The organism is Vibrio sp. ZF57 (assembly GCF_001691235.1).
Taxonomy (GTDB): Bacteria; Pseudomonadota; Gammaproteobacteria; order Enterobacterales; family Vibrionaceae; genus Vibrio; species Vibrio crassostreae_C.
In genome coordinates this window covers 201,819-227,102 of record NZ_MAKD01000075.1, presented here as the reverse complement: position 1 = coordinate 227,102, position 25,284 = coordinate 201,819, and the positions used below count along the sequence as shown (strand labels likewise).

30 protein-coding genes and 1 riboswitch are annotated in these 25,284 nt (G+C 45.3%); of the genes, 16 read left to right on the top strand and 14 right to left on the bottom strand.

Features of this window, described 5'->3' with window-relative positions:
* Positions 1 to 201: 201 nt before the first annotated feature.
* The 3 genes from pyrB (at position 202) to A6D97_RS10515 (ending at position 2,131) form a co-directional block, all read left to right on the top strand.
* On the top strand, positions 202 to 1,131 hold the full coding sequence (pyrB, locus tag A6D97_RS10525) for an aspartate carbamoyltransferase (protein WP_012604860.1): 930 nt from the start codon (positions 202 to 204) through the stop codon (positions 1,129 to 1,131).
* Between the two features lie 12 nt (positions 1,132 to 1,143).
* Positions 1,144 to 1,605 carry an aspartate carbamoyltransferase regulatory subunit gene (gene pyrI, locus A6D97_RS10520; protein ID WP_017058927.1) on the top strand — a complete coding sequence of 154 codons (462 nt, stop codon included), beginning with the start codon at positions 1,144 to 1,146 and terminating at the stop codon, positions 1,603 to 1,605.
* Between the two features lie 136 nt (positions 1,606 to 1,741).
* Entirely contained in the window at positions 1,742 to 2,131 is a 390-nt protein-coding gene (locus A6D97_RS10515; protein WP_004735319.1) for a RidA family protein, read from the top strand.
* 124 nt (positions 2,132 to 2,255) lie between these two features.
* Here the strand turns inward: A6D97_RS10515 and A6D97_RS10510 are convergent, their stop codons facing one another.
* The 8 genes from A6D97_RS10510 to mlaF all read right to left on the bottom strand — a co-directional run bounded on the left by A6D97_RS10510 (position 2,256) and on the right by mlaF (position 7,734).
* Positions 2,256 to 2,981: a 1-acylglycerol-3-phosphate O-acyltransferase gene (locus A6D97_RS10510; protein WP_017058926.1), complete on the bottom strand. Its 726-nt coding sequence runs from the start codon at positions 2,979 to 2,981 to the stop codon at positions 2,256 to 2,258.
* A 151-nt stretch (positions 2,982 to 3,132) separates the two neighbouring features.
* The gene (murA, locus tag A6D97_RS10505) at positions 3,133 to 4,398 is read right to left on the bottom strand and encodes a UDP-N-acetylglucosamine 1-carboxyvinyltransferase (protein ID WP_004735317.1); all 1,266 of its coding nucleotides are present in this window, start codon (positions 4,396 to 4,398) and stop codon (positions 3,133 to 3,135) included.
* 8 nt (positions 4,399 to 4,406) lie between these two features.
* Positions 4,407 to 4,661, bottom strand: coding sequence for a BolA family iron metabolism protein IbaG (gene ibaG, locus A6D97_RS10500; protein WP_065584322.1), 255 nt, complete (start codon positions 4,659 to 4,661; stop codon positions 4,407 to 4,409).
* A 13-nt stretch (positions 4,662 to 4,674) separates the two neighbouring features.
* The gene (locus tag A6D97_RS10495; RefSeq protein ID WP_017058923.1) at positions 4,675 to 4,983 is read right to left on the bottom strand and encodes a lipid asymmetry maintenance protein MlaB; all 309 of its coding nucleotides are present in this window, start codon (positions 4,981 to 4,983) and stop codon (positions 4,675 to 4,677) included.
* Complete coding sequence (locus A6D97_RS10490) at positions 4,983 to 5,612, bottom strand: phospholipid-binding protein MlaC (RefSeq protein ID WP_120459707.1); 630 nt, start codon at positions 5,610 to 5,612, stop codon at positions 4,983 to 4,985. Before A6D97_RS10490 ends, A6D97_RS10495 begins: the two co-directional genes overlap by 1 nt.
* A gap of 52 nt (positions 5,613 to 5,664) precedes the next feature.
* Positions 5,665 to 6,156, bottom strand: coding sequence for an outer membrane lipid asymmetry maintenance protein MlaD (gene mlaD / locus A6D97_RS10485; protein WP_017058921.1), 492 nt, complete (start codon positions 6,154 to 6,156; stop codon positions 5,665 to 5,667).
* A 2-nt stretch (positions 6,157 to 6,158) separates the two neighbouring features.
* Positions 6,159 to 6,938: a lipid asymmetry maintenance ABC transporter permease subunit MlaE gene (gene mlaE / locus A6D97_RS10480; RefSeq protein WP_017058920.1), complete on the bottom strand. Its 780-nt coding sequence runs from the start codon at positions 6,936 to 6,938 to the stop codon at positions 6,159 to 6,161.
* 1 nt (position 6,939) lies between these two features.
* Positions 6,940 to 7,734 (bottom strand): phospholipid ABC transporter ATP-binding protein MlaF, encoded by a 795-nt coding sequence (mlaF, locus tag A6D97_RS10475; protein ID WP_065584321.1) that lies wholly within the window; start codon positions 7,732 to 7,734, stop codon positions 6,940 to 6,942.
* 264 nt (positions 7,735 to 7,998) lie between these two features.
* On the opposite strand from mlaF, the gene A6D97_RS10470 reads away from it, so the two are divergent.
* The 12 genes from A6D97_RS10470 to mgtE all read left to right on the top strand — a co-directional run bounded on the left by A6D97_RS10470 (position 7,999) and on the right by mgtE (position 17,271).
* Positions 7,999 to 8,964: a calcium/sodium antiporter gene (locus tag A6D97_RS10470; RefSeq protein WP_017063737.1), complete on the top strand. Its 966-nt coding sequence runs from the start codon at positions 7,999 to 8,001 to the stop codon at positions 8,962 to 8,964.
* A gap of 34 nt (positions 8,965 to 8,998) precedes the next feature.
* Entirely contained in the window at positions 8,999 to 9,970 is a 972-nt protein-coding gene (gene kdsD, locus A6D97_RS10465) for an arabinose-5-phosphate isomerase KdsD (RefSeq protein ID WP_017058917.1), read from the top strand.
* Positions 9,970 to 10,527 carry a 3-deoxy-manno-octulosonate-8-phosphatase KdsC gene (kdsC, locus tag A6D97_RS10460; protein ID WP_017058916.1) on the top strand — a complete coding sequence of 186 codons (558 nt, stop codon included), beginning with the start codon at positions 9,970 to 9,972 and terminating at the stop codon, positions 10,525 to 10,527. Before kdsD ends, kdsC begins: the two co-directional genes overlap by 1 nt.
* Positions 10,524 to 11,087, top strand: coding sequence for an LPS export ABC transporter periplasmic protein LptC (gene lptC / locus A6D97_RS10455; RefSeq protein ID WP_065584320.1), 564 nt, complete (start codon positions 10,524 to 10,526; stop codon positions 11,085 to 11,087). Before kdsC ends, lptC begins: the two co-directional genes overlap by 4 nt.
* On the top strand, positions 11,068 to 11,562 hold the full coding sequence (lptA, locus tag A6D97_RS10450) for a lipopolysaccharide transport periplasmic protein LptA (protein ID WP_017058914.1): 495 nt from the start codon (positions 11,068 to 11,070) through the stop codon (positions 11,560 to 11,562). Before lptC ends, lptA begins: the two co-directional genes overlap by 20 nt.
* Before the next feature lie 2 nt (positions 11,563 to 11,564).
* Positions 11,565 to 12,290, top strand: coding sequence for an LPS export ABC transporter ATP-binding protein (lptB, locus tag A6D97_RS10445; RefSeq protein ID WP_004735304.1), 726 nt, complete (start codon positions 11,565 to 11,567; stop codon positions 12,288 to 12,290).
* 54 nt (positions 12,291 to 12,344) lie between these two features.
* Positions 12,345 to 13,805 carry an RNA polymerase factor sigma-54 gene (locus A6D97_RS10440; protein WP_017058913.1) on the top strand — a complete coding sequence of 487 codons (1,461 nt, stop codon included), beginning with the start codon at positions 12,345 to 12,347 and terminating at the stop codon, positions 13,803 to 13,805.
* A gap of 62 nt (positions 13,806 to 13,867) precedes the next feature.
* Positions 13,868 to 14,155, top strand: coding sequence for a ribosome hibernation promoting factor (gene hpf / locus A6D97_RS10435; RefSeq protein WP_009847742.1), 288 nt, complete (start codon positions 13,868 to 13,870; stop codon positions 14,153 to 14,155).
* A gap of 1 nt (position 14,156) precedes the next feature.
* Positions 14,157 to 14,618, top strand: a complete 462-nt coding sequence (ptsN, locus tag A6D97_RS10430; protein WP_004738707.1) for a PTS IIA-like nitrogen regulatory protein PtsN — start codon at positions 14,157 to 14,159, stop codon at positions 14,616 to 14,618.
* Position 14,619: 1 nt separating this feature from the next.
* A complete protein-coding gene (rapZ, locus tag A6D97_RS10425; protein WP_017063735.1) occupies positions 14,620 to 15,489 on the top strand; it encodes an RNase adapter RapZ in 870 nt (289 codons plus the stop codon).
* A gap of 2 nt (positions 15,490 to 15,491) precedes the next feature.
* Positions 15,492 to 15,767 carry an HPr family phosphocarrier protein gene (locus A6D97_RS10420; protein WP_017066670.1) on the top strand — a complete coding sequence of 92 codons (276 nt, stop codon included), beginning with the start codon at positions 15,492 to 15,494 and terminating at the stop codon, positions 15,765 to 15,767.
* Between the two features lie 148 nt (positions 15,768 to 15,915).
* Positions 15,916 to 17,271: a magnesium transporter gene (gene mgtE / locus A6D97_RS10415; RefSeq protein ID WP_017058911.1), complete on the top strand. Its 1,356-nt coding sequence runs from the start codon at positions 15,916 to 15,918 to the stop codon at positions 17,269 to 17,271.
* 96 nt (positions 17,272 to 17,367) lie between these two features.
* On the opposite strand, the gene pmbA is transcribed toward mgtE, so the two are convergent.
* Positions 17,368 to 18,711 carry a metalloprotease PmbA gene (pmbA, locus tag A6D97_RS10410; protein WP_017058910.1) on the bottom strand — a complete coding sequence of 448 codons (1,344 nt, stop codon included), beginning with the start codon at positions 18,709 to 18,711 and terminating at the stop codon, positions 17,368 to 17,370.
* 118 nt (positions 18,712 to 18,829) lie between these two features.
* Between pmbA and yjgA the strand changes: the two genes are divergently transcribed.
* A complete protein-coding gene (yjgA, locus tag A6D97_RS10405) occupies positions 18,830 to 19,354 on the top strand; it encodes a ribosome biogenesis factor YjgA (protein WP_017069408.1) in 525 nt (174 codons plus the stop codon).
* A gap of 125 nt (positions 19,355 to 19,479) precedes the next feature.
* Here yjgA and thiQ read toward each other — a convergent pair whose 3' ends face one another.
* The 5 genes from thiQ to mpl all read right to left on the bottom strand — a co-directional run bounded on the left by thiQ (position 19,480) and on the right by mpl (position 25,119).
* Positions 19,480 to 20,184, bottom strand: coding sequence for a thiamine ABC transporter ATP-binding protein (thiQ, locus tag A6D97_RS10400; RefSeq protein ID WP_017071293.1), 705 nt, complete (start codon positions 20,182 to 20,184; stop codon positions 19,480 to 19,482).
* On the bottom strand, positions 20,184 to 21,797 hold the full coding sequence (gene thiP / locus A6D97_RS10395) for a thiamine/thiamine pyrophosphate ABC transporter permease ThiP (protein ID WP_065584319.1): 1,614 nt from the start codon (positions 21,795 to 21,797) through the stop codon (positions 20,184 to 20,186). The genes thiQ and thiP overlap by 1 nt, the downstream gene beginning before the upstream one ends.
* A 92-nt stretch (positions 21,798 to 21,889) precedes the next feature.
* The gene (gene thiB / locus A6D97_RS10390; RefSeq protein ID WP_017058906.1) at positions 21,890 to 22,882 is read right to left on the bottom strand and encodes a thiamine ABC transporter substrate binding subunit; all 993 of its coding nucleotides are present in this window, start codon (positions 22,880 to 22,882) and stop codon (positions 21,890 to 21,892) included.
* Between the two features lie 53 nt (positions 22,883 to 22,935).
* Positions 22,936 to 23,055, bottom strand: a riboswitch (TPP riboswitch).
* A 43-nt stretch (positions 23,056 to 23,098) separates the two neighbouring features.
* Positions 23,099 to 23,722: a flavin prenyltransferase UbiX gene (locus A6D97_RS10385; protein WP_016787846.1), complete on the bottom strand. Its 624-nt coding sequence runs from the start codon at positions 23,720 to 23,722 to the stop codon at positions 23,099 to 23,101.
* A 38-nt stretch (positions 23,723 to 23,760) separates the two neighbouring features.
* On the bottom strand, positions 23,761 to 25,119 hold the full coding sequence (mpl, locus tag A6D97_RS10380) for a UDP-N-acetylmuramate:L-alanyl-gamma-D-glutamyl-meso-diaminopimelate ligase (RefSeq protein ID WP_065584318.1): 1,359 nt from the start codon (positions 25,117 to 25,119) through the stop codon (positions 23,761 to 23,763).
* Positions 25,120 to 25,284: the final 165 nt, after the last annotated feature.

Sequence of the window (25,284 nt, the reverse complement as noted above, 5' to 3'; positions counted from 1 at the left end):
TCTCGGCAATTTGTCTGAGAGTAGTGAAAATGACGCCAAGCAATGTTGTGATAAAACATAGTAATATTGTGAAAACACCAAATATTGCTCGTAAGCTAAGATGCTTACCAGGCCGTCTATTCTGCTTTTCAGCACTTTTTTAAAGCCTCCCATTATGGGGGGCTTTTTTATGGCCAATACATTATTGTGGGGAAGAAGATCATGGCGAATTCGCTCTATCAAAAGCACATCATCTCAATTCCAGAGCTTTCTCGTGAAGAGCTAGAATTAATTGTTCAAACGGCAGGTCAGCTAAAGGCTGAGCCAAACCCAGAACTCATCAAGAACAAAGTTGTTGCCAGCTGCTTCTTCGAACCTTCTACGCGAACTCGTCTCTCTTTTGAAACTGCGATTCAACGCATCGGTGGTGATGTGATTGGTTTCGACAGTGGTGGTAACACTTCTTTGGCAAAGAAAGGCGAAACGCTAGCGGACTCGGTACAGGTTATCTCTTCATACGTTGACGCTTACGTGATGCGTCACCCTCAAGAAGGCGCAGCACGTCTGGCTTCTGAGTTCTCAAACGGTGTTCCTGTTATTAACGCAGGTGACGGCGCAAACCAACACCCAACACAAACGTTATTAGACCTATTCTCTATAGCTGAGACACAAGGCCGCCTCGACAACCTAAACGTTGCATTCGTTGGTGACCTTAAGTACGGCCGTACGGTTCACTCGTTGACTCAAGCACTAGCAAAATTCGACAACATCTGTTTCTACTTCGTGGCTCCAGAAGCACTAGCGATGCCAGACTACATTTGCGAAGAGCTTGATGAAGCGGGCATCAAGTACCAACTATTGACGGACATGGAAGATGTGATTCCTGAACTAGATGTCTTGTACATGACTCGAGTTCAAAAAGAGCGCTTCGATGAGTCAGAATACGCGCACATAAAATCCGCATACATCCTGACCGCTTCGATGCTGGAAAATGCACGCGATAACCTGAAGGTTCTGCACCCTCTTCCTCGCGTTGATGAAATTACTGTCGATGTCGATAAAACACCTTACGCTTACTACTTCCAGCAAGCAGAGAATGGTGTTTACGCCCGTGAAGCATTGCTAGCCCTTGTTCTTAACGAAACGCTGTAGAGGAGAGATATAATGTCTAAAGAGACTCAATTAAAAGTTGAAGCAATCAGAAACGGTACTGTTATCGACCATATCCCAGCCAATATCGGGATCAAGGTTCTAAAACTGTTCGACATGCACAATTCTCATCAGCGCGTGACGATTGGCCTGAATCTACCGTCTTCTGCACTAGGCGGAAAAGACCTGCTCAAGATTGAGAATGTGTTTATCACAGAAGAACAGGCGAGCAAGCTGGCACTTTATGCGCCTCACGCAACAGTGAATCAAATCGAAGATTACGAAGTGGTTAAGAAACTACCACTAGAACTTCCTGAGCAAATCAACGATGTGTTCGAGTGTCCAAACACCAACTGTATTACTCACAATGAACCGGTTGAAAGTAGCTTTAAGATCTTTGAAAAGAAAGAAGATATTCGATTGAAGTGTAAGTATTGCGAAAAAGTCTTCTCTCGCGAGATCGTAACAGAAAGATAACGTCATACGGCAAAGCAGACCGAATGTAAAAACTATCAAATACCTCGCCTGTGCGGGGTATTTTGCGCTTTACCTATCCAAAGTTTGAAGGCACACTGAAAATTGATTTTTATCTAATAACTGATGGAATAAACCAATGACTAAAGTACTTCACACAGAATCTGCTCCAGCTGCAATCGGCCCATACGTACAAGGCGTTGACCTTGGCAACATGGTACTGACTTCTGGTCAAATCCCAGTAAACCCAGCAACTGGTGAAGTATCTGCTGATATCGCAGAGCAAGCTCGCCAATCTCTAGACAACGTTCAAGCGGTTGTTGAAGCTTCAGGCCTGACTGTAAAAGACATCGTAAAACTAACGGTATTCGTTAAAGACCTAAACGACTTCGGCACAGTAAACGAGGTTTACGGCAAATTCTTCGATGAGCACGGCGTTGCAAACTACCCTGCACGTTCATGTGTTGAAGTAGCTCGTCTACCAAAAGATGTAGGTATCGAGATCGAAGCTATTGCGGTTCGCAAATAGCTTTTAATCTCTAGATTAAACACCTTCGGATAAACGACTTAGCGTAATGCTGAGTGTTTATTAGATACAAAAAAGGTTGCCCCGTTGGCAACCTTTTTTATTGTTCATCGTTTCGCTTAGATAATTACTTTTTATTAAGCTCAACCACTTCTTTGTCTAACTCTTCAAGTTTCGCAGCCATCTGCTCACGAGCTAGGTTAGCCAGTTCACGAACATTAGACTTGTCGTAGCCTTCAGTGCTGATTGGTGGCAGCATTTCAACAATCACGTGACCATTGTTCCAACGGTTTAGCTTCACGCCACCGGTTGAGCTACACACGATAGGGATGATAGGCAAGCCAGCACCAATCGCAGCATGGAATGCACCTGTTTTGAATGGCAGCAGACCACGGCCACGAGAACGAGTGCCTTCAGGGAACATCCAAACTGAAACATCGCTCTCTTTTAGACTCGTCACGACCTGATCAATCGTACCTACCGCTTTGCTACGGTTAGCACGGTCAATTAGGATGTTACCCGTCAACCAGTAAAGCTGACCAAATAGAGGCATCCACACTAGGCTTTTCTTACCAACAGTTACCACTTTTGGCGTTACCGCTGATGAAATCGTGAATAGATCCCAGCTGTTTTGGTGGTTCGCCACATAAACATGTTGGCCGCGAGAGTAGGCATCTTCTGGGATGCGAAGCTCTAACTTCATGCCGAAGATCTTCGACATGCGACCGAAATAACGGCCAAAGGTAAATACGTGTTTCGGGTTGCGTGGACTTAATAGGCAGTAACCACAACCAAATACAAACATAAGAATCGCAAATATCGCCACTGCGAAAATACGTAATATTGCTATCATTTTGTTCCTCACCGACCGCCAAGTTGATTCATCTATTCACACAAAATAGGCAATAGATTCACTTGCGGTAAATACAACTATAAAAAAGCCGAAACCAAGGTTCCGACTTTTATGTTTTCATCTTACTGATTCATGAATCCACTAACCTAAGTTAGTTCGACTCGCTAAATCGTGTAATGTTTGCGCCTAAAGCTGAAAGTTTATCTTCAATCTTATCGTAGCCACGATCGATGTGATAAATACGGTCAACGATAGTTTCGCCTTGGGCAATACAGCCAGCAATAACTAGACTCGCAGATGCACGAAGATCCGTTGCCATTACTTGAGCGCCGCTTAACTTCTCAGTTTCACCACAGATAGCCGTGTTGCCTTCGATTTCTGCTTTTGCACCCATTCGCTGTAACTCAGGAATGTGCATAAATCGGTTTTCAAAGATAGTCTCAGTGATAACACCACTGCCCTTCGCCATCATGTTGAGCAGAGTAAACTGTGCTTGCATGTCGGTTGGGAAACCTGGGTGAGGTGCTGTTACGATTTTCACCGCTTTCAGCTCACGATCTGTCATATCAAGGCTGATCCAGTCTTCGCCCGTTTCAACCTTCGCACCCGCTTCTTCAAGCTTCGCTAATGCAGCTTCAAGAAGATGAGCGTTGGTGTTGCGACAAACCACTTTACCGCCAGAAACAGCAGCAGCAACAAGGAACGTACCCGTTTCGATACGGTCAGCAACCACAGAGTGATGACCACCACCAAGACGTTCAACGCCTTCGATAGTAATCGTGTCTGTACCTGCGCCAGAAATCTTAGCACCTAGTTTGTTTAGGAAATCAGCCGTATCAACAATCTCAGGCTCACGCGCTGAGTTATCTAATACAGTTGTACCTTCCGCTAGCGTTGCTGCACACATGATAGTAATGGTGGCACCCACACTTACTTTATCCATCACGATGTGCGCGCCTTTCAAACGGCCGTCAACACTTGCTTTTACATAACCATCTTCCAACTTAATGGTCGCACCTAGTTGCTCTAGGCCATGGATATGTAAATCAACAGGTCGAGCGCCAATTGCACAACCACCAGGAAGTGACACTTGGCCTTCACCAAAACGAGCGACTAGAGGACCTAAAGCCCAAATAGAAGCACGCATTGTTTTTACTAAATCATAAGGCGCACAAAATTCATTAATCTCGCTGCCATCAACATGAACACTACCGTTACGTGATACTTTTGCGCCTAAACGCTTAAGTAGTTCCATCGTAGTATCGATGTCACGTAGGTGAGGAACATTACTCACTTCAACCGGCTCTTCAGCAAGGATTGAGGCGAATAAAATAGGTAGCGCTGCATTTTTTGCGCCTGAGATCGTCACTTCACCGCTTAACGGCTTATCCGATCCAATAACTCGAAACTTTTCCATCATAAACCTTAAAGTGACATCAGTTTCTTATCACGTTCCCACTCTTCTGGCGTGAAAGCCTTAATAGAAAGAGCATGGATGTCATTGCGTTGAATGTATTCCATTAGTGGGCCGTAGATTAGTTGCTGCTTCTTAACTCGATTCATGCCGTCAAAACATGGATCAACCGCAACAACTTCGTAATGACTGCCTTCACCCTTCACGAAAATCTCCTGAAGGTTCAGTGCCGCTGCTAATAATTCTTGTACTTTTGTGCTGTCCACAAATAGCTCCTGCCTAATTTTTTATGTGTTCTGCCATCATTGGCTGGATATTGCTCAATTGGAACAACGTTCGTAATTGTTCTGGCACGAAACTGAGCATTATATGACAGTTTTGATTTTTTGCATGCTCTAATAAGTGAATTAGCATCACCATTCCTGCTGAATCGACTCGATTTATATGGCTAAGGTCAATTTCAACGCTCGATTCCGTCGTTTGCCACTTTTCCAATATACGCCAGATTGCAGGGACACTGTCTCGGTCTAAATCACCGAACAGTTGATACTCTTTAGAGCTTAGTGCTTGCCATTGAGAATGGCTCATTATTTGTTACTCTCAAAACGAATCGGTTGTGCGGCTAATTTCTCTAGTTCGTCTGCAACTTGTAAGATGCCTTCTTGACGAATCTTAGTATTCCACTCCGATTGCTTGCTCGACAACAAGCTAATACCTTCGGCAACCATATCAAATGCTTTCCACTCGCCAGATTTCTTGTCTTTGCGAAGCTTAAATTCAAGCTTAATGTTTGGTCGCGGCGTATCGATGATGTCGACCTTGATACTGGTAATGCGGCTATCCGCTTTGATTTTTGGTTCTGGACCAAATTCAATCGTCTGATCTGTGTATTGAGTCAGCACTTGGGCATAAGAAGAAACAAGGTATTTACGGAATGAATCGATAAACACGCCCACGTCTTTTCTATCCGCGCCTTTCAAGTTTGGTCCAAGTAACTTAAGAGCTGCATATTGTGCATTCACATAAGGCATCAACTCTTCTTCCACGATGACCTTCAATAACTCTGGATCTTGGTGGATGTTGTCTTGTTCACTCTTCAAACGCTCAAATGCCACTTCGGCAACTTGAGTCATCATCTGGTAAGGCTGAGTACGGTCAATCGATTCTGCAGCAAAGGCTTGGGTAGAAATAAGCAACGCCATTGCCGCCATAAACATTGATTTCAAGTAACCAATAGCTTTTAAATAACTAATAGTTTTCAACATTATCTTATTCCTTAGCTTCGCTGTCATTAGAACCACCAACGCTATACAGCACTTGGCCAATCAAATCTTCTAGTACCAATGCTGACTTAGTGTCTTCAATTGAATCACCATCGACCAACATCTCTTCATCATCAAAAATGAAGCCTGGAACCAGACTAATGTACTGCTCACCAATTAAGCCAGATGTTAAAATTTGAGCACTAGAGGTATCTGGAAATTGTGAGTACTTCCCGTCAATAGACAGTTCAACGACAGGAAGGTAGCTCTCGGTATCAAGCTCAATGCTTTTAACTCGTCCAACAACGACGCCACCCACTTTCACTGGAGAACGAACTTTTAGGCTGCCAATGTTGTCAAAGGTCGCTTTTAGATTGTAAGTATGGTTCGAACCTATGCCTTTTACGTCAGCGACTTGAAAGATCATGATTAAGATTGCGCAAATTCCGGCAATAACAAAGGTGCCGACCCATAATTCTAATTTTCGAGTTTGTTGCATGATTAATTCCCAAACATCAATGCGGTAAGAACAAAATCTAGCCCTAGTACCGCTAGAGAAGAGTGCACTACAGTGCGTGTGGTTGCCTGACTGATACCTTCTGAAGTCGGTACTGCGTCATAACCATTGAAAAGTGCGATCCAAGTTACGGTGATAGCGAAGACCATACATTTGATCATGCTGTTACCAATATCTCGGCCAAGTTCTACTGAAGACTGCATCGCAGACCAGAAACTGCCGTGATCAATGCCTTTCCAATCAACACCAACCAGTTGACCGCCCCAAATACCTACCGCCATAAAAATCATAGCAAGCAATGGCATTGAGATAAGCCCGGCCCAAAGACGTGGTGCAATAATGCGTTTAAGAGGGTCAACGGCCATCATCTCAAGGCTTGAGATCTGCTCTGTTGCCTTCATTAACCCAATCTCTGCCGTGAGTGCTGAACCGGCTCGACCTGCAAATAATAACGCAGTCACCACAGGCCCCAACTCACGCAACAGTGAAAGCGCGACCATTTGACCAAGGTTTCCCTCAGCGCCGTAGTCAATTAACACGACATAGCCCTGCAGGCTGAGCACCATGCCGATAAACAGACCCGAAACTAAAATAATAGCCAATGACTGAACGCCAACGCTATAAAGTTGTTTTACTAATAAGGGGAAGTTTTTTAGTCGCGGGATGCCAAACAAAGCCCCAAATAACATCAGGCTTGCTCGACCAAATGACTCACAGCTCGCAAGTGTACGCTTACCGACACCCGCAATAGTTTTAACAATCATATTAAAACAAATCCTTTTCTAAGCTCTTCGCAGGGAATCTAAATGGTACTGGACCATCGGCTTCGCCTTGCAAAAATTGCTGCACTCTCGGATCGCTATTGTTGTACAACTCATCAGGTGTTCCAGCGGCAATAATCTTGCTATCTGCCATGAGGTAAACCCAATCAGCAATACTCATCACCTCTGGCACATCGTGAGAAACAACAATCGAGGTTAAGCCCAAGGCTTGATTGAGATTTCGGATCAATTCAACCAATACGCCCATGGTGATGGGATCTTGGCCAACAAACGGCTCATCGTACATGATAAGTTCTGGATCCAGTGCGATTGCGCGCGCCAGTGCGGCACGCCTAGCCATTCCGCCAGACAACTCACTCGGCATCAATTGCGCAGCACCACGTAATCCTACCGCTTCAAGCTTAAGTAATACGATGGTACGAATGAATTTGTCATTAAGTTCAGTGTGCTCTCGCAGCGGAAACGCCACATTATCAAAGACATTGAGATCCGTAAAAAGCGCACCCGATTGAAATAGCATGCTCATTTTCTTACGTGCTTGATACAGCTTTCGACGTGATAATGCAGGGACATTGTCGCCATCAAACCAAATTTCGCCTTCATCTGGCGGCAGTTGCCCACCAATCAAACGCAGTAAAGTCGTTTTGCCAATCCCAGACGGCCCCATGATTGCGGTTATCTTGCCTTGAGGCACCTCTAAACTGATGTCATCAAAGATAACGCGCTCACCACGTGAGAAGCTGAGGTTCTTAACTTTCACAAGCTCAGTGTTCAACATATTTTTGTTGTTTCCTTGCTTTAAAAAACGCCAATTATGGCTGCAATAATAATGAGTCTACTTTAGAATTAAAAGCACTGTTCAATTAATTCATATTAAACAGGAATCTATGCAGGGATTTGAAAGCATTAGGAAATTATCTATTGATCTCTCTTTCTTGCCTGCTAACTGGTAATTAATTTGCCGAGTGACTTCCCTTTTATCTAGCAACAGGTCAAAATTAGCGGTTAATTCTCCGTTTTTATTAATTTTTTAGGAATCATCATGCTTGAAGCGATTGCGTTTCTTATTATCGGTCTAGGTTTTTTGGTGTGGAGTGCAGATAAGCTGGTTTACGGTGCCGCTGCTCTTGCTCGCAACTTCGGTATTTCACCACTAGTTATCGGTATGACGATCTTAGCAATGGGGTCTTCGGCTCCTGAAATGATGGTTTCTGCGACAGCAGCCCTTGATGGCAAAACAGATACAGCTGTAGGCAACGTACTGGGCTCTAACATCGCCAACATCGCGCTGATTTTAGGTATTACAGCCCTTATCAAGCCGTTATCGATTAGCTCAGGCGTGATTCGTCGTGAACTACCATTAATGATCGGTGTCACTCTGCTAGCGGGCGCCCTATTGTGGGATAACCATTTAGGCTTCTATGAAGGCGTGTTGTTGTTTGTTCTTTTTGCCGCTTTTTTGTTTGCTATGTTGCAAATCAGCCGCAGCGAGAAAAAGAACGGCGATGCTTTCCTTGATGAGCAAGAATCAGAGATCCCTGAAGGCGTAAGTAACCCTAAGGCTGCAATGTGGGTCGTGATTGGTCTAATCGTCCTACCTTTAGCTGCTGATATGCTGGTAGATAACGCTGTGATCATCGCGAAGTTCTTCGGCATGAGCGACCTTGTCATTGGTTTAACCATCATTGCTGTTGGTACTAGCCTTCCTGAACTTGCAGCATCACTAGCCGGCGTTATGAAGGGTGAAGATGATATGGCTGTAGGTAATATCATTGGTTCAAACGTATTCAACATCCTTGCTGTTATGGGTATCCCGGGCATCCTAAACCCTTCGATCTTGAGCGAGTTCGCTATGGGTCGTGACTTCTGGGTAATGCTAGGCGTATCGCTACTACTTGTTGTGATGGCACTAGGAAAATCTCGTAGTGTGAATCGTATTGAAGGCGGCGTGTTAATTGTGACGTTCGTGGCCTACCAAAGTTACCTATTAATGAACATGTCGGCTTAATTGTTGATTTAACTTCCCGTACTTGGAGTATTTGATGTCTCAGCCATTTGATTACCGCAGCGTTGCAAAACAAGTTTTGGAAACCGAAGTTGCAGGTCTCACTCAATTAGACCAATATTTTAATGATGATTTTTGTAAAGCTTGCGACCTTATCCTGAACAACAAAGGCAAAGTCGTTGTGATGGGCATGGGTAAATCAGGCCACATTGGCAACAAAATCGCAGCAACATTGGCAAGTACCGGGACATCGGCTTTCTTTGTTCACCCAGGCGAAGCGGCGCATGGCGACTTAGGCATGATCGAACCTGGTGATATTGTGATTGCAATATCCAACTCCGGCGAATCGGGAGAAATCCTCAGCCTATTTCCTGTGTTAAAGCGTCTGAGCATCAAGATCATCAGCATGACAGGCAAGCCAGCATCAAACATGGCAACCCTGTCTGATATCCATTTACAAATTTCAGTACCGGAAGAAGCTTGTCCGCTGGGCTTAGCACCAACAACAAGCACCACGGCGACTTTGGTCATGGGTGATGCATTAGCCGTTGCACTTTTGCAGGCTCGAGGCTTCACCGCTCAAGACTTTGCCCTGTCTCATCCTGGTGGCGCTTTAGGTCGTCAGTTGCTGTTGAAGCTCGACGACATCATGCACACAGGCGATTCACTTCCTGTTGTAGCACCCGACGCACTAGTAAGAGACGCTCTACTAGAGATATCTCAGAAAGGCTTAGGCATGACAGCAATCGTTGGTGAAGATGGCCAAATGGCCGGTATTTTTACCGATGGTGATTTACGCCGTATCTTAGACAAACGCGTTGATATCCATAACACGCAGATCGGTGATGTGATGACGCTAAACCCGACGGTAGCCGAGCCAAACATGCTCGCGGTTGAGGGCTTAAACTTGATGCAAGCGAAGAGCATCAATGGCCTGATGTTATGCCAAGAAGGTAAATTAGTCGGAGCGTTAAACATGCATGACTTACTGAAAGCAGGAGTAATGTAATGACACAGACAGTCGAAACTCTATACGGCACTGTTAATTCAGATGTATTTGCAATTGCAAAAGAGATCAAACTGCTGATTTGCGATGTCGATGGTGTCTTCTCTGATGGTCGCATCTACATGGGCAACAACGGTGAAGAGCTGAAAACCTTCCACACTCGTGACGGTTACGGTATCAAATCACTGATGAACGCAGGCATTGAAATCGCGATCATCACGGGTCGCAAATCTCAAATTGTTGAGAATCGTATGACCGCTCTAGGCATTAAGCTGATTTATCAAGGTCAAGACGATAAAGTTAAGGCATACCAAGATATTTGCGATAAGCTTTCTGTAAACCCTGAAAATACAGGTTACATCGGAGACGATCTGATTGACTGGCCTGTAATGGAAAAAGTTGGCTTGAAGGTCTGTGTGGCAGATGGGCACCCGCTACTTGCAAAGCGTGCAAACTACGTGACAACCATTAACGGTGGTCATGGCGCGGTACGTGAAGTCTGTGACCTTATTTTACAAGCAAGAAATGAACTCGACGTGCATAAAGGTTTAAGCATATGAGTTTTACTCGTATTATCTATTTAATACTCATATTTATTGCCTCTTGGTCGACCTATTACTTGTACGACAGAGAGCAAACATCAACGATACAAGTGGCTCCAAATTTGGAGCTGCCCGCGTTTAGTGGCAAAAGCCTGAACAACATTAGCTACGACGAAAGCGGTATTCGCAGCTATCAGGTTGAATCGACGTATTTAGAACACTACTCAGTAGTTGGCGATACGCACTTTCAAAACCCAGTTCTTTCGGTATTCCGTGAAGGGCACACGATTGAATGGCAAGTGACCGCTGATCGCGCGATTATGGATGAGAATCAAGTTGTCACGTTTTATGACAACGTCGTGGCAAAGAACCTGTTGCCAGAAGCCAGCTTCGATACAATGACCACAGATAAAATGGTTGTTGAGCTGCCTAGCCGAGATTTTTATTCAGAGACTCCGGTCCATATGATCGGTACATTTTTTGAAACTGAGGGACAAGCAATGAAAGGTAACTTCGGTACCAACAATGCAACCCTCTTTAATTCTGTTCAAGGTAGATATGAAACTCTTACACCTTAGTTTATTCGCTTTGACCCTTGCGGCACCTAATGTCTATGCTCTGTCTTCGGATAGTGAGCAACCTGTCTACATTGACTCAGACAGCCAGCAATTGGATATGAAAAGTAACCAAGTGACTTTCCTTGGTGATGTGAACCTTAAACAAGGCAGCATCAATATCAATGCCGATAAGGTTATTGTTACTCGTAACGCCGTAAACGGTGAGATTGAAGAAATTCAAGGCTTCGGTAAGCCAGCAACCTTCTCTCAGCTTACTGACGACGGTAAGACACTCTACGGTGAAGCTGACGACCTGCACTACCAGCTTGTTGCCGACCGACTGATCATGACTAAGAATGCGATGTTATCTCAAGATGGCAGCATCATTCGCGGTTCTAAGATCACTTACCAGATCGGTTCTCAGAAATTAGTCGCTGACAGTGGTGAAAACAAACGAGTGTCAACGGTTTTACAACCAACGGAAGTGAATAAGTAACGATGGCTGTTCTTAAAGCAAAAAACCTAGCGAAAACCTACAGTAAACGTAAGGTTGTTACCGATGTAAGCTTACAGGTAGAGTCAGGCCAGATCGTCGGTCTGCTTGGGCCTAACGGTGCAGGTAAAACCACATCTTTCTATATGATTGTTGGTTTGGTGGCGCGTGATGAAGGTACCATCAGCATTGATGACCGAGACATCAGTATCTTACCAATGCACAGCCGCTCTCGTCTTGGTATCGGTTACCTGCCTCAAGAAGCATCGATTTTCCGTAAGTTGTCCGTAGAGAACAACATCATGGCGGTTTTACAAACCCGTGATGAAATGACCAACGAACAACGCCAAGATAAGCTGGAAGACCTGCTAGAAGAGTTCCACATCCAACATATCCGCACCAGCAATGGTATGGCTCTGTCGGGTGGTGAGCGTCGTCGTGTAGAGATTGCTCGTGCACTAGCAGCAAACCCGCAGTTCATTCTATTGGATGAACCATTCGCCGGTGTTGACCCGATCTCAGTAATCGATATCAAAAAAATCATTGTTCACCTGCGTGATCGCGGCTTGGGCGTTTTGATTACCGACCACAACGTTCGTGAAACATTAGACGTGTGTGAAAAAGCTTACATCGTAAGCCAAGGACACCTGATCGCTGAGGGTACTCCTGAAGATGTTCTCAATAACGAACAAGTTAAACAAGTTTATCTAGGCGAACAATTCCGTCTATGATTATATAGAGAGTATCGAGAGTTCTAAGAATAATAACTAGGTAAGTCACACTGAATGAAACCCTCATTACAACTTAAGCTAGGCCAACAGTTAGCAATGACTCCTCAATTGCAGCAAGCGATTCGTTTGTTGCAATTGTCTACTTTAGATTTGCAGCAAGAGATTCAAGAAGCACTTGAATCTAACCCACTACTCGATGTCGAAGAAGGCAATGAAGATACGCCAACATCGGAAGAAAAACCTAGCAGTGACGAAAAAGAAACTGTTGAAGCCACAGAGCAAGACTTACCTGATAGCTCAGACTTAATCGAAAAATCAGAGATTGGCAACGAACTAGAAATCGACACAACTTGGGAAGACGTCTACAGCGCGAACACCGGTAACACGGGTATTGCGATTGATGACGACATGCCGGTTTATCAAGGCGAAACCACTCAAAGCCTGCACGATTACCTACTTTGGCAACTCGACTTAACGCCATTCACTGACACCGACCGAAGCATCGCTTTTGCATTAATCGATGCCATCGACGACTACGGCTACCTCACTGTAACTTGTGAAGACATCCTTGAAAACTTCGACAATGAAGAGATCGAGCTTGATGAAATTGAAGCGGTACGTAAACGAATTCAGCAGTTTGATCCGCTAGGTGTCGGTTCAGTCAACCTGCAAGATTGCTTGTTACTGCAACTGGCAACCTTTCCCCAAGATACGCCTTGGCTTAACGAAGCTAAGTTAGTACTTACTAGCCATATCGACCAACTCGGCAATCGCGATTACAAACTGGTTATCAAAGAGACCAAGTTGAAAGAAGCAGAACTACGTGAAGTTTTGCAACTGATTCAACAGCTGGACCCTCGTCCTGGCAGTAAGATTACTCCGGATGAAACTGAGTATGTGGTTCCAGATGTATCTGTCTTCAAAGACCTTGGCAAATGGTTAGTGACCATTAACCCTGATAGCGTGCCTAAGTTGAAAGTGAATCAGCAGTACGCTGATCTGGGCAGTAAAGGCAACAGCGCCGACAATCAATACATCCGCTCAAATTTGCAAGAAGCAAAGTGGTTAATTAAAAGCCTAGAGAGCCGAAATGAGACGCTACTCAAAGTTGCGCGATGCATTGTTGAACATCAGCGTGATTTCTTCGAACATGGCGAAGAAGCGATGAAGCCAATGGTTCTTAATGATGTTGCGTTAGCTGTTGATATGCACGAATCCACGATCTCTCGTGTGACGACTCAAAAATTCATGCATACGCCACGTGGCATCTTCGAGCTCAAATACTTTTTCTCAAGCCATGTCAGCACTGACAATGGCGGTGAATGTTCATCTACAGCAATTCGCGCACTCATCAAGAAGCTTGTCGCAGCGGAAAATACCGCGAAGCCTCTAAGTGATAGTAAGATTGCTGCTTTACTGGCTGACCAAGGAATTCAGGTAGCTAGACGTACCATAGCGAAATACCGTGAGTCTCTGGGCATTGCCCCATCGAGTCAGCGTAAACGCCTGCTATAAGCTCATTTAGTCGCTAGTTACTTAGCAACTATGATCAGGCAACCAACTGAAAAGGAAAGTCTATGCAAATCAATATTCAAGGCCATCACGTTGATCTTACCGATTCAATGCAAGACTATGTTCACACCAAATTCGACAAACTTGAGCGCTTCTTTGATCATATCAATAGCGTTCAGGTTGTTTTAAAAGTTGAGAAAATCAATCAAATCGCAGAAGCTACCCTGCATATAAATCAGGGGGAAATCCATGCGACAGCAACAGATGAAAGCATGTATGCCGCGATTGATTCATTGGTTGATAAACTCGTCCGCCAACTCAACAAGCACAAAGAAAAGCTAAGTAGTCACTAACATGCAATTAAGCGAAGTACTTTCATTAGACTGCACCAAAAGTGCAGTCCAATGCACAAGCAAAAAAAGAGCCCTTGAGCTCATCAGCCAGATAGCAGCTGAGAGCTGCGGTCAAGATTCAACAGAGCTATTTGAGTGTATGTTGAGCCGTGAGAAGATGGGCAGTACCGGTATTGGTAATGGTATCGCGATTCCCCATGCTCGTATGAATGTCAGTGATAAAGCGATAGCTGTATTACTGCAATGCCAAGATCCTATCGAATTTGATGCGATTGATAATCGTCCTGTCGACCTACTATTTGCCCTGCTTGTTCCTAGCGAACAATGCAAAGAGCATCTAAAAACCCTTTCTTGTATGGCAGAACGACTAAACGACAAGCAGACTCTTAAACAGCTGCGTAATGCTCAGAGCGATCAAGAGCTTTACGACATCATGATTCAAGTGCCAACTTGCGAGCAATAACATGCGATTAATCGTGGTTAGTGGCCAATCAGGGGCCGGTAAAAGTGTTGCGTTACGAGTCCTAGAAGACTTGGGGTATTACTGTGTCGATAATCTACCAGTAAACCTGCTCAACAACTTTGTCGAATCGGTACGCGAAAGCAACCAAAACGTTGCGGTAAGTATTGATATACGTAACCTACCGAAAGAGCCTCAGTTAGTCACCGACACGCTCGAGCAACTCGAGTCAGCTACAAACATCGATGTTGATGTATTGTTCCTCGATGCCAGCAAGCAGACACTCCTTAAGCGCTACAGCGAAACCCGCAGAATCCACCCTTTATCAATTGGCCAAGAAAAGCTCTCTCTTGAGCAAGCGATTGATTTAGAGAAGACACTTCTGACACCTCTCGCAGAGCACGCCAGCATTGTGATCGACAGCAGTGACTGCAACCTCTACGAATTGAGTGAAAAGGTTCGATTTAAAGTTGAAGGCAAAGAGAAGCAAGAGCTGATCATCGTCTTTCAATCTTTCGGTTTTAAGTATGGCTTGCCAAGTGATGCCGACTACGTGTTTGATGTTCGCTTTTTGCCGAACCCTCACTGGGAACCTGCACTACGACCACTAACCGGGCTAGATGCACCAATTCACTCCTTTCTAGAAGAACACTCAGAAGTTCTGGAACTCAAGCAACAGATCCAAGGCTTTGTTGAACAGTGGTTACCAATGTTAGAGAAGAACAATCGCAGTTACCTAACGGTCGCGATTGGCTGTACTGGCGGCAAACACCGCTCGGTTTATCTAACCCAGAAAATTGGTGAGTACTTTGAGCAACTTGGCCATCAAGTTCAAATCAGACACGCCTCCCTAGAGAAGCACCAACAGGGCTAACCATGGAATTAACTCGAACTGTACTGATCCAAAATCGCTTGGGTCTTCACGCTAGAGCAGCCGTAAAGTTGGTTGAGCTTGCACAAAGCTTTGATGCAACCATCACTATCCATAGCGAAGAAGATAAAACAGCAACAGCAGACAGCGTAATGGGGTTACTTATGCTGGAATCAGCGCAAGGGCAACATATTACTATTCAAGCAGCAGGCACCGATTCACAGCAAGCACTGGATGCCGTCTGTCATCTCATTGAAGACAAGTTTGATGAGGGTGAGTAGCGAAAACGCTTCACTCGCAACGCCTAAGACTCAAACAACGAACCAACCAATATTAAATCTTAGTTCTACCTAAGTTTATGATTTAAATAAGCCCTAGAATTAAGTTACTATTCCAAGCATTGTAAGAATAATGAGATAGGAGGAAAATATGGCAGAGCAATTAGAATTCGACCAAGCTCACCAAACCCTCCAAGAAGTCAGCGAAGCCCTAGAAAACGGCCGATTTGTTCACGTACGCCGACAACTTCAGGACATGGAACCTGAGGATATTGCACACCTTTTAGAAGCCTCCCCTCGCAAAAGTCGTGACGTACTCTGGCAACTCACCGATCCTGAAGACTACGGTGAAATTCTTGATGAACTAAACGAAGACGTCAAAGATGCTCTTGTGTCGAAAATGGCACCTGAGACCTTGGCAGAAGCAACCGAAGGTATGGAAACCGATGACGTCGCGTACGTACTTCGAAGCCTACCCGACGATGTTTCTCGCGAAGTCCTTTCTCAAATGGACTCCGTCGATCGTGCATTAGTTGAAACTGCCCTGTCGTACCCTGAAGATTCAGCGGGTGCGATCATGAACACCGACGTAATCACGATTCGTGGTGATGTCGATGTTGACGTTGTATTGCGCTACATGCGTATGCGTGGCGAACTGCCGGATGCAACTGATGCTCTGTATGTTATTGATGAAGAAGAACGTCTTATCGGTAACCTATCACTTACCACGCTAGTAACGACTCAACCTGATGTCCCTGTTTCAGAAGTGATGGATGATGCCGACGAAGCGATCGCGGTAGAAACCAGTGCGTCAGATATCGCGAGCCTGTTTGAACGTCGTAACTGGGTTTCTGCGCCTGTCATCGATAGTAACCAGCACCTTGTTGGTCGTATCACCATCGATGACGTGGTTGATGTTATCCGTGAAGATGCCGAACACTCAATGATGAGTATGGCGGGTATGGACGATGACGAAGATACCTTCGCACCGGTCGTAAAATCTGCTCGTCGTCGTAGTGTGTGGCTTGGTGCTAACGTACTCGCAGCACTGGCGGCAGCATCTGTATCAAACATGTTTGAAGCAACGCTCGATCAAATGGCAGCGATTGCGGTTCTGATGACTATCGTGCCTTCGATGGGGGGTGTTGCGGGTAACCAAACCGTTGCTCTGGTGATTCGTGGTTTGGCACTCGGTCATATCGGTGACAGTAACAAACGCGAACTGCTACTCAAAGAGGCAGCCATCGGCTTCCTAAACGGCGTTCTATGGGCCGTTATCATTGGTGGTATCGTGGTGGCTTGGAAAGGTAACTGGATACTGGGAGGCATCATCTCAGCGGCGATGATGACCAACTTGATTGTCGCAGGTATTGCTGGTGTAACTATCCCAGTGATGTTGAAGAAGATGAATATCGATCCAGCCCTTGCTGGCGGTATGGCACTGACCACAGTAACCGATGTTATTGGCCTATCGGTGTTCCTAGGCTTAGCGACCATACTGATCTAGTTAGCATAAGCAGTTAGCCAATTTTTGGCGAAATACAGAAAACAAAAAGGGAGCCACGGCTCCCTTTTTTAATTCATCAGATTCGCTTTAATTGAATTACTCACCCGCGACTTTCATCGACTCAAGCAGGATAGAACCCGTTTGAATTTGCGAACGTGTTTCTACGTCGTTACCCACAGCAACAATCTGAGTAAACATGTCTTTTAGGTTACCTGCGATTGTTACTTCTGATACTGGGTATTGGATCTCTCCGTTTTCAACCCAGAAACCTGCAGCGCCACGTGAATAATCACCCGTTACGGTGTTTACGCCTTGGCCCATCACTTCAGTGACTAGGAAGCCAGTACCCAACTCTTTTAGCATCTGCTCAAAGTTTTGACCGGTCGATTTAACGAACCAGTTATGAATACCACCAGCATGACCGGTTGGCGTCATATCCATCTTACGTGCGGCATAGCTCGTTAGTAGGTAAGTTGCTAGCACACCGTCAGTGATGATTTCACGATCTTGAGTGAACACACCTTCGCTATCGAATGGGCTTGAAGCCAAACCACGCAAGATATGTGGTCGCTCAGAAATGTTAAACCAGTCAGGTAGGATTTTCTGACCGAGATGATCCAATAGGAATGACGACTTGCGGTAAAGGTTACCGCCACTGATCGCCATAACAAGGTGACCAATCAAGCCAGTTGCCACATCATTAGCGAACATAATTGGGTATTGGCCTGTTGGTAGCTTTTTCGCATCCAAACGGCTAATGGTCTTTTCTGCAGCTTCCTGACCTACACGCTCAGGCGTCCACAGTTCGTCACGGTGACGTGCAACGGTGTAGCTGTAGTCACGTTCCATTTCACCATTAGCGCCTTGTCCAATCACGCAGCAGCTCGTGCTATGACGGCTTGAAGCGTAGCTGGCTAGTAAGCCATGACTGTTACCGTAAACCTTAACACCGTAGTGACTGTCGTAGCTCGCGCCATCACTCTGTTTGATCTTATCGCTATAAGCGAGCGCTTGCTTCTCAGCTGCAATCGCAATCTCAGCGGCATAGTCAGGGTTAGGCTCGTCAGGGTGGAAAAGATCCAAATCTGGAATTTCTTTTACCATGTATTCTTTTGCCGCAGGACCGGCAAATGGGTCTTCAGAAGTGTACTGAGCGATATCAAGTGCGGCTGCTACCGTTTGAGCAATCGCCTTTTCACTCAGATCAGATGTAGATGCGCTGCCTTTTTTCTGGCCGCGATAAACAGTAATACCTAGCGCACCATCACTATTAAATTCAACGTTTTCCACTTCACACATACGTGTTGAAACACTTAAACCCGTTGACTTAGTAATAGCGACCTCAGCTGCGTCTGCACTCACTGATGCCATATCCAACGCTTTAGCTACTGCGGCTTCTAGCTCAACTCTTTGCTGGGCGACTTGCTGTTTTACATCCATATCTATTCTAATTTTTTAGGTCAATATTACGTAGGATAACAAGAATTTCGCTTTCTCCCCAAGATTCTTGCTAAAATAGGCAATATATTCGTTTGAGATAGTGACATAGGCAGAAAAGATGGCTCGCAAAAACCAAAAAGCCCCATGGGAACCAGAAGAAGAAATCATCTGGGTAAGTAAGACAGAAATGAAAACCGACATGGAAGCGCTACAAAAACTGGGGGAAGAACTTGTTTCCCTGAAGCCTTCTGTATTAGACAAGTTTCCTCTGTCTGAAGATTTGGCACAAGCGATTAAAGATGCACAACGCTTTAAAAATGAAGCGAAGCGCCGTCAACTTCAATACATTGGTAAAGTAATGCGCAATGTTGATCCTGAGCCAATTCAAGCGGCTTTGGATAAAGTACGTAACAAGCACTCGCAAGCAACCGCTGAACTGCACAAGCTTGAGCAACTGCGTGATCGCGTTGTTGCTGAAGGCGATGCTGCCATTTCAGAAGTCATGGACATGTACCCTGAAGCAGACCGTCAGCGTCTTCGTCAGCTAGCTCGCCAAGCTAACAAAGAGAAATCAGCGAACAAGCCAGCAAAGGCTTCTCGTGAAATCTTCCAAATCTTAAAAGAGCTAAAGCTAGAAGACTAATCGTTATCTCGCTTTACTCATAGAGTGAATAAAAGACCTAGCACATGCTAGGTCTTTTTGTTTTTGACGTACTCGATATCAAGAAGCACTCAATATCAATAAATACTCACAGGAGTGATGAGTCGTCACTCACCCGCTTTAACAAATGAGCTTAATTCTGTCTGTGGATGATCCGCCGTCAGTGCCTCTATCGAGTCTTCAACCAACACCTTACCTAGCGCCACAAACACAAACTTATTCGCGATACTGCGTGCGTCACCTAAATGGTGAGTCACCATCAAGACCGTAATATTTCGCTCTGCCGCTAATCGCTTCACTAAGCTAAGCATCTCTTCACGCAGCAAAGGATCAAGCGCAGAGAAAGGTTCATCAAGCAGCCAAATATCATGAGGTTGGACAAAACAACGCGCTAACGCAACACGCTGGCGTTGACCGCCGGATAAGTGCTCAGGCAACCTATCCAAATACTCAGCGACGCCAACTTGCGCTGCGGCTTGCTCCACAGCTTGCTTTTGGGTTGCAGTAAGCTTTAAACCTGGATGCAGACCTAAACCAATATTTTCTCGCACCGTAAGGTGAGCAAACAGGTTGTGCTCTTGAAACAACATCGCCAACGGACGCTGATGTGCTTCTTTACCAATAAGCGACTGCCCAGCCACTGATATCTCACCCGATGTAGGCTCGATGAAACCAGCAACTAGCGCCAACAGTGTAGACTTACCCGCACCACTCGGCCCCATAAGCGCAACAATATCGCCCTGCTCAGCTTGAAAATCAAAGCTAAACAACTCTCTGTGATAGTGGTAATCCACATCTTTCATCACTAACATCATCGGTTCCTTAATTCTTTAGCATCGAGCTTAGATCTTCGAGTAAATAAGAATTCTATTAAGCTAAAGCTGCCGACACTCAATAACAGTAAGCTCACAGAAACTACCGCCGCCGCTTCCATTTGATAGCTGCCTAACAATTGGAATAGGTACAAAGGCAGAGTTCTAAAATCTTGGCTACCAAACAAAGCAATCGCGCTTAAGTCACCCATCGCCAACATAAAGCTAATCGAGAAGGCTTGCGCCATCGGCTTACGCAATGCTCGCCACTCCACTAACCTAAAACGCGTGAAACCTGTCATACCCAAGCTTGCACACACATACTGGTACTGCTGAGACAAATGCAGCATAGGTTGAGCTAGGGTTTTAATTACGTAAGGCAGCGCCATTAAGCTGTTGACGGCAATCACGATAAAGAAAGCTAAACTGAATACATCGGTGAATGAACGCAGTAATAAGAAGATACCCGTACTGATCATCAGCCCCGGAGTCACCAAGATAATAGTGCCAATCAGCTCGATTTTATCGGCTCGAAAATTCTTGTTCTGTAAACGCCATGCTCGGCTAGTCAGTAGTATGGCGATACCAATACCAACTGCGATAACACTTGCTAATGACGCGACTTTAACCGAGGTCATTAACGCCGCCCAAAACGGCTCGCTGCTGAGTACGGTTAATGCCTGCGAGTTAATTCCACTGACGATAACCATAGCTAATGGCGGCAATACCAGCATTGAGACTATGATGATCCAAAAGCTATCCCAAGCTTTTGACCACCAGCTGTCCTTAACCAAATATTTCTCTTCCGACAGCTGACTGGCCGTCACTGAAATAGGCTTCGATAGGCGTTGAATGCTCACCGCTAGCACACCACACAGCAGCATTTGCCATATCGCGAGCAAGGCACCAGCTTGAAGGTCAAAGTCGAATTTAATCGCCTGATAAATAGCGAGCTCGATAGTGGTTGATTTAGGTCCACCGCCTAGCGCCATCACGGTAGCAAAGCTGGTAAAACACAACATGAAGACTAAGCCACACACATGTGGTAATTGCTGTCTTAAGCGAGGCCATTCAACCCATCTGAATTTGTTCCAATGACTCATACCCAAGTGAGCACAAAGCTTGTGTTGCTCGGCAGGCACGGTATCTAACGCTTGCAGAAGTAAGCGACTGGCATAAGGCAAGTTGAAGAAAACGTGCGCCAGCAAAATACCATTCAATCCGTATATGGAAAATGGCAATTCAATATCGAAGTTCGCCAAAAACTTAGCTAACCAACCACTATTGCCATAGATCGCAAGTAAGCCAAATACACCCACTAACACTGGCAGGACTAAGGTCGACGCGAACAGCCTTAACAACAAAGCGCGTCCAAAAAATTGTCTACGACACAGCGCATGAGCAATAGGTATAGCAAAGCCAACACTCAGCACCGTTGAGAGTGTCGCCTGATAAAAACTGAATTTCGTTACATGCCAATAGTAGGGATCGGACCATACTTGGCTGATATCAAGAGAAGGGGCATTGCTAAGCAATGCCCCAACTGCTGAAACCACGAAGGCGGTAATGAGTATCGCTACCCAAATCCCAACCTTAGGTGTTTTCTTTATCATAGATTGATTTTTTACCGTAAATGGTTCGCTCAGTTAACATCGAACAAACTTTTAAATACAGAAAGTTAGAAAGCTAATTTTTTAAAAGCAAATTAAAAAGTAAGTGCACTCTGCCATTCACGAATCCATGGCTTACGCTTAGCTGCAATTTCTTCGGGCGTAAAGCTTAGCGCTTTCTGAGGAACCGTAAGTTGCTCGAACCCTTTTGGAAGCTCAATATCGGTCACTGGGTACATCCAGTTGCCTGTTGGCATCGCCGATTGGAATTCATCACTTAGGATAAACGCCATAAACTCATCAGCAAGCTTTTCGTTCTTGCTACCTTTAACCTTAGCGGCCACTTCCACTTGAGTGTAATGCCCTTCTTCGAAGCTTGCTGCTGCATACTTAGAATCGCTTTCAGCAATAATGTGGTAAGCCGGAGACGTTGTATAAGACAACACTAAATCCGACTCGCCTTCTAGGAACATAGAGTAAGCTTCAGACCAGCCTTTGGTTACAGTCACTGTTTTCTGAGCAAGCTTCTTCCATGCTGCTGTCGCTTCATCACCGTATACTGATTTCATCCAAAGCATCATGCCTTGGCCTGGTGTTGATGTACGTGGATCTTGGTAGATGACCTTAAGATCATCACGCTGCTCAACCAGTTCTTTCAAGCTCTTCGGCGGGTTTTCCAGTTTCTCTTTATTGTAAACAAAAGCAAAGTAGCCAAAGTCATAGGGTACAAAAGTGCTGTCGTTCCAACCATTAGGAAGCGTTACCGATGACGTATCAACATTATGCTCAGCCAATAAGCCCGTCGCTTTCGCTTCAGCCATCAGGTTGTTGTCGAGACCTAGCAAGATATCGGCTTTGCTGTTGCCGCCCTCAAGACGTAAACGGTTCAGAATAGACACGCCATCTTCTAGAGCGACAAAATTCACATCACAACCACACTTCTCTTCGAATGCTTTTTCAACGGCAGGACGAGGGCCCCAATCCGCAGCAAAAGAGTCATAGGTGTATACAGTCAAAGTGTTGTCTGCAGCAAAGGCAGAAAAAGAAATAGCTGTAGTAACAGCAAGGGTAGTTAATGTGAATTTCACTGGACGCTCTCCATGGTCTGAGCGGCACAGGTTTGAGGGAGGAGAACGGTAGAGGTTGTTCCTAACTCAATTCCTACGCCAGCATTATCTGGTTCAGGTTTACGGGTCCCAAGCACCTGCTTGATCTCAGCTCGCATTCATTATTTGAATGGTTCGCTCCCCGATGAGTGTTCAGAATTGTAATTTGATTTTTAACAATAAGCTATCAAGTTTGGATCAATTACGTTGATCGTAACCCCAACGTGGCACTAAACCTTGTTCGATACCAAGGTGATCTAGAATACGCGCCACCATAAAGTCGACCAGATCTTCAATTGACTTGGGTTGATGATAAAAACCCGGAGCTGCAGGCATGATCGTTACGCCCATGGTCGAAAGTTTGTGCATGTTCTCGAGATGAAGCGTCGAAAATGGCGTCTCGCGAACCACCAACAACAATTGGCCTCGCTCTTTCATGACTACGTCTGCTGCTCGCTCAATCAGGTTATCTGATAGACCATGAGCAATCGAAGCCAAGCTTCCCGCTGAACATGGACAAACGACCATCTGTTTAGGTGCTGCTGAACCAGAGGCAACCGGCGAGAACCAATCATCTTTGCCACACACCACCAGCTTTTCAGGGTCGCAGCCAAGATGTTTAACCAAAGCTTGTTTCGCCGCATCTGGCCCAGCAGGTAACTTAAGTTCATGCTCGGTCGCCAATACCACTCGCGCTGCCGATGAAATCAGCAAGTAGACCTGATAATCGGCTGCCAAAAGGCATTCAAGTAAACGCAGGCCATAAGGCGCACCGGATGCGCCAGTGAAAGCAAGGGTTATCGCTTTATCGTGTTTTGTCATGTTCTCAATTACTTCAAATTATAAGGTCGTGGATGCCGTTAGCCTTTGAGTGCCAATCCATCCAACAGTTTTTGATGAATGCCACCAAAGCCACCATTACTCATTACCAAAATTTGGTCGCCAGCTTGTGCCTCTGAGACAATTTTAGCAACGAATGCATCCATGTCATCACTCACGTGTGCCGGTTGGTGACAAGCGTCTGCAACATCTTGAACTGACCAATCAATGTTATCCGGTTGGAATAAGTAGGTAGAATCCGCCTGCTTCAACGAATCAGCCAGTATTTCTTTGTGCACACCACGTTTCATGGTGGCAGAACGAGGCTCTAAAACGGCAATGATTTTCTTAGTGTCGACCTTATTACGTAATCCCCCGAGCGTAAGTTCAATCGCCGTTGGATGATGAGCAAAATCGTCATAAACAGACACACCTGCCACCTCGCCTTTAAACTCCAAACGGCGCTTAGTATTAATAAAGGTAGCTAGTGATTCACAAGCAAGGTCAGGTGTCACGCCCACATGACGTGCAGCTGCAATCGCCATCAAAGCATTATTTACGTTGTGGTCGCCCACTAAATCCCAATTTACGGTTCCAACGCATTCATTTTGGAAGTAAACCTCAAATTGAGAGCCATCTTTGACCAGTTTCTTGGCATCCCAGTCGCCTTGCTCGCCACTCGATTCAGTTTCACTCCAGCAACCGCGAGCTAGAACATCTTCAATAGCGCTGTCTTGCTTAGGTGAGAAAATGCGACCATTGCTTGGCACAGTACGCACCAAATGATGAAATTGTCGCTTAATCGCTTCAAGATCGTCAAAGATGTCCGCATGATCAAACTCTAGGTTATTCATCACTAAGGTTCTTGGGTGGTAATGAACGAACTTAGATCGTTTATCGAAAAAAGCACTGTCGTATTCGTCGGCTTCTACCACGAAGAACATGCTTTCACCAAGGCGAGCAGAGATACCAAAGTTACCCAACACTCCGCCAACTAAGAAGCCCGGTGCATAGCCACAGTCTTCCAAGATCCAAGCCAACATACTGGAAGTTGTGGTTTTACCGTGAGTACCGGACACCGCAAGAACCCAGCGGTCATGCAATAAGAACTCTTGCAGCCATTGTGGACCAGAGGTGTATCTAAGGTTGTTATCCAAGACATACTCAACACATGGGTTACCACGGCTCATCGCATTACCGATAACCACCAGGTCAGGCCTAGGCTCTAGTTGGCTTGGGTCGAACCCTTCAATAATTTCAATCCCTTGCGACTCTAACAAGGTGCTCATTGGTGGGTAAACATTCGCGTCACTACCCGTAACCTTGTGACCTAATTGACGAGCCAATACCGCAGCACCACCCATGAAGGTGCCACAAATTCCTAAGATATGAATATGCATAAATTGCTTCCAAACGCTTGGCTAAATAAACAGTGCCTAATTAAAACGGCTTGCACTCATTATCATTAAATGGCGATTAAAAGCGAGCGGCAATGCAAAACAAATTGAGTCGACATAGTAAGTGAGATCTGTGTCGCTTAGTTCATTACCATTAAAAAGATCTAA

Excerpts from the sequence above, each read along its gene's own strand:
- mlaF (WP_065584321.1), bottom strand. The coding sequence starts at position 7,734 with ATGTTGAACACTGAGCTTGTGAAAGTTAAGAACCTCAGCTTCTCACGT.
- kdsD (WP_017058917.1), top strand. The coding sequence starts at position 8,999 with ATGTCTCAGCCATTTGATTACCGCAGCGTTGCAAAACAAGTTTTGGAA.
- ptsN (WP_004738707.1), top strand. The coding sequence starts at position 14,157 with ATGCAATTAAGCGAAGTACTTTCATTAGACTGCACCAAAAGTGCAGTC.
- A6D97_RS10385 (WP_016787846.1), bottom strand. The coding sequence starts at position 23,722 with ATGACAAAACACGATAAAGCGATAACCCTTGCTTTCACTGGCGCATCC.
- A6D97_RS10490 (WP_120459707.1), bottom strand. The coding sequence starts at position 5,612 with ATGTTTATGGCGGCAATGGCGTTGCTTATTTCTACCCAAGCCTTTGCT.
- A6D97_RS10515 (WP_004735319.1), top strand. The coding sequence starts at position 1,742 with ATGACTAAAGTACTTCACACAGAATCTGCTCCAGCTGCAATCGGCCCA.
- pmbA (WP_017058910.1), bottom strand. The coding sequence starts at position 18,711 with ATGGATGTAAAACAGCAAGTCGCCCAGCAAAGAGTTGAGCTAGAAGCC.
- A6D97_RS10495 (WP_017058923.1), bottom strand. The coding sequence starts at position 4,983 with ATGAGCCATTCTCAATGGCAAGCACTAAGCTCTAAAGAGTATCAACTG.
- murA (WP_004735317.1), bottom strand. The coding sequence starts at position 4,398 with ATGGAAAAGTTTCGAGTTATTGGATCGGATAAGCCGTTAAGCGGTGAA.
- lptB (WP_004735304.1), top strand. The coding sequence starts at position 11,565 with ATGGCTGTTCTTAAAGCAAAAAACCTAGCGAAAACCTACAGTAAACGT.
- thiP (WP_065584319.1), bottom strand. The coding sequence starts at position 21,797 with ATGATAAAGAAAACACCTAAGGTTGGGATTTGGGTAGCGATACTCATT.
- rapZ (WP_017063735.1), top strand. The coding sequence starts at position 14,620 with ATGCGATTAATCGTGGTTAGTGGCCAATCAGGGGCCGGTAAAAGTGTT.
- A6D97_RS10420 (WP_017066670.1), top strand. The coding sequence starts at position 15,492 with ATGGAATTAACTCGAACTGTACTGATCCAAAATCGCTTGGGTCTTCAC.
- A6D97_RS10510 (WP_017058926.1), bottom strand. The coding sequence starts at position 2,981 with ATGATAGCAATATTACGTATTTTCGCAGTGGCGATATTTGCGATTCTT.
- A6D97_RS10440 (WP_017058913.1), top strand. The coding sequence starts at position 12,345 with ATGAAACCCTCATTACAACTTAAGCTAGGCCAACAGTTAGCAATGACT.
- mlaE (WP_017058920.1), bottom strand. The coding sequence starts at position 6,938 with ATGATTGTTAAAACTATTGCGGGTGTCGGTAAGCGTACACTTGCGAGC.
- lptA (WP_017058914.1), top strand. The coding sequence starts at position 11,068 with ATGAAACTCTTACACCTTAGTTTATTCGCTTTGACCCTTGCGGCACCT.
- pyrI (WP_017058927.1), top strand. The coding sequence starts at position 1,144 with ATGTCTAAAGAGACTCAATTAAAAGTTGAAGCAATCAGAAACGGTACT.
- kdsC (WP_017058916.1), top strand. The coding sequence starts at position 9,970 with ATGACACAGACAGTCGAAACTCTATACGGCACTGTTAATTCAGATGTA.
- yjgA (WP_017069408.1), top strand. The coding sequence starts at position 18,830 with ATGGCTCGCAAAAACCAAAAAGCCCCATGGGAACCAGAAGAAGAAATC.
- mgtE (WP_017058911.1), top strand. The coding sequence starts at position 15,916 with ATGGCAGAGCAATTAGAATTCGACCAAGCTCACCAAACCCTCCAAGAA.
- A6D97_RS10470 (WP_017063737.1), top strand. The coding sequence starts at position 7,999 with ATGCTTGAAGCGATTGCGTTTCTTATTATCGGTCTAGGTTTTTTGGTG.
- mpl (WP_065584318.1), bottom strand. The coding sequence starts at position 25,119 with ATGCATATTCATATCTTAGGAATTTGTGGCACCTTCATGGGTGGTGCT.
- pyrB (WP_012604860.1), top strand. The coding sequence starts at position 202 with ATGGCGAATTCGCTCTATCAAAAGCACATCATCTCAATTCCAGAGCTT.
- thiQ (WP_017071293.1), bottom strand. The coding sequence starts at position 20,184 with ATGTTAGTGATGAAAGATGTGGATTACCACTATCACAGAGAGTTGTTT.
- mlaD (WP_017058921.1), bottom strand. The coding sequence starts at position 6,156 with ATGCAACAAACTCGAAAATTAGAATTATGGGTCGGCACCTTTGTTATT.
- hpf (WP_009847742.1), top strand. The coding sequence starts at position 13,868 with ATGCAAATCAATATTCAAGGCCATCACGTTGATCTTACCGATTCAATG.
- lptC (WP_065584320.1), top strand. The coding sequence starts at position 10,524 with ATGAGTTTTACTCGTATTATCTATTTAATACTCATATTTATTGCCTCT.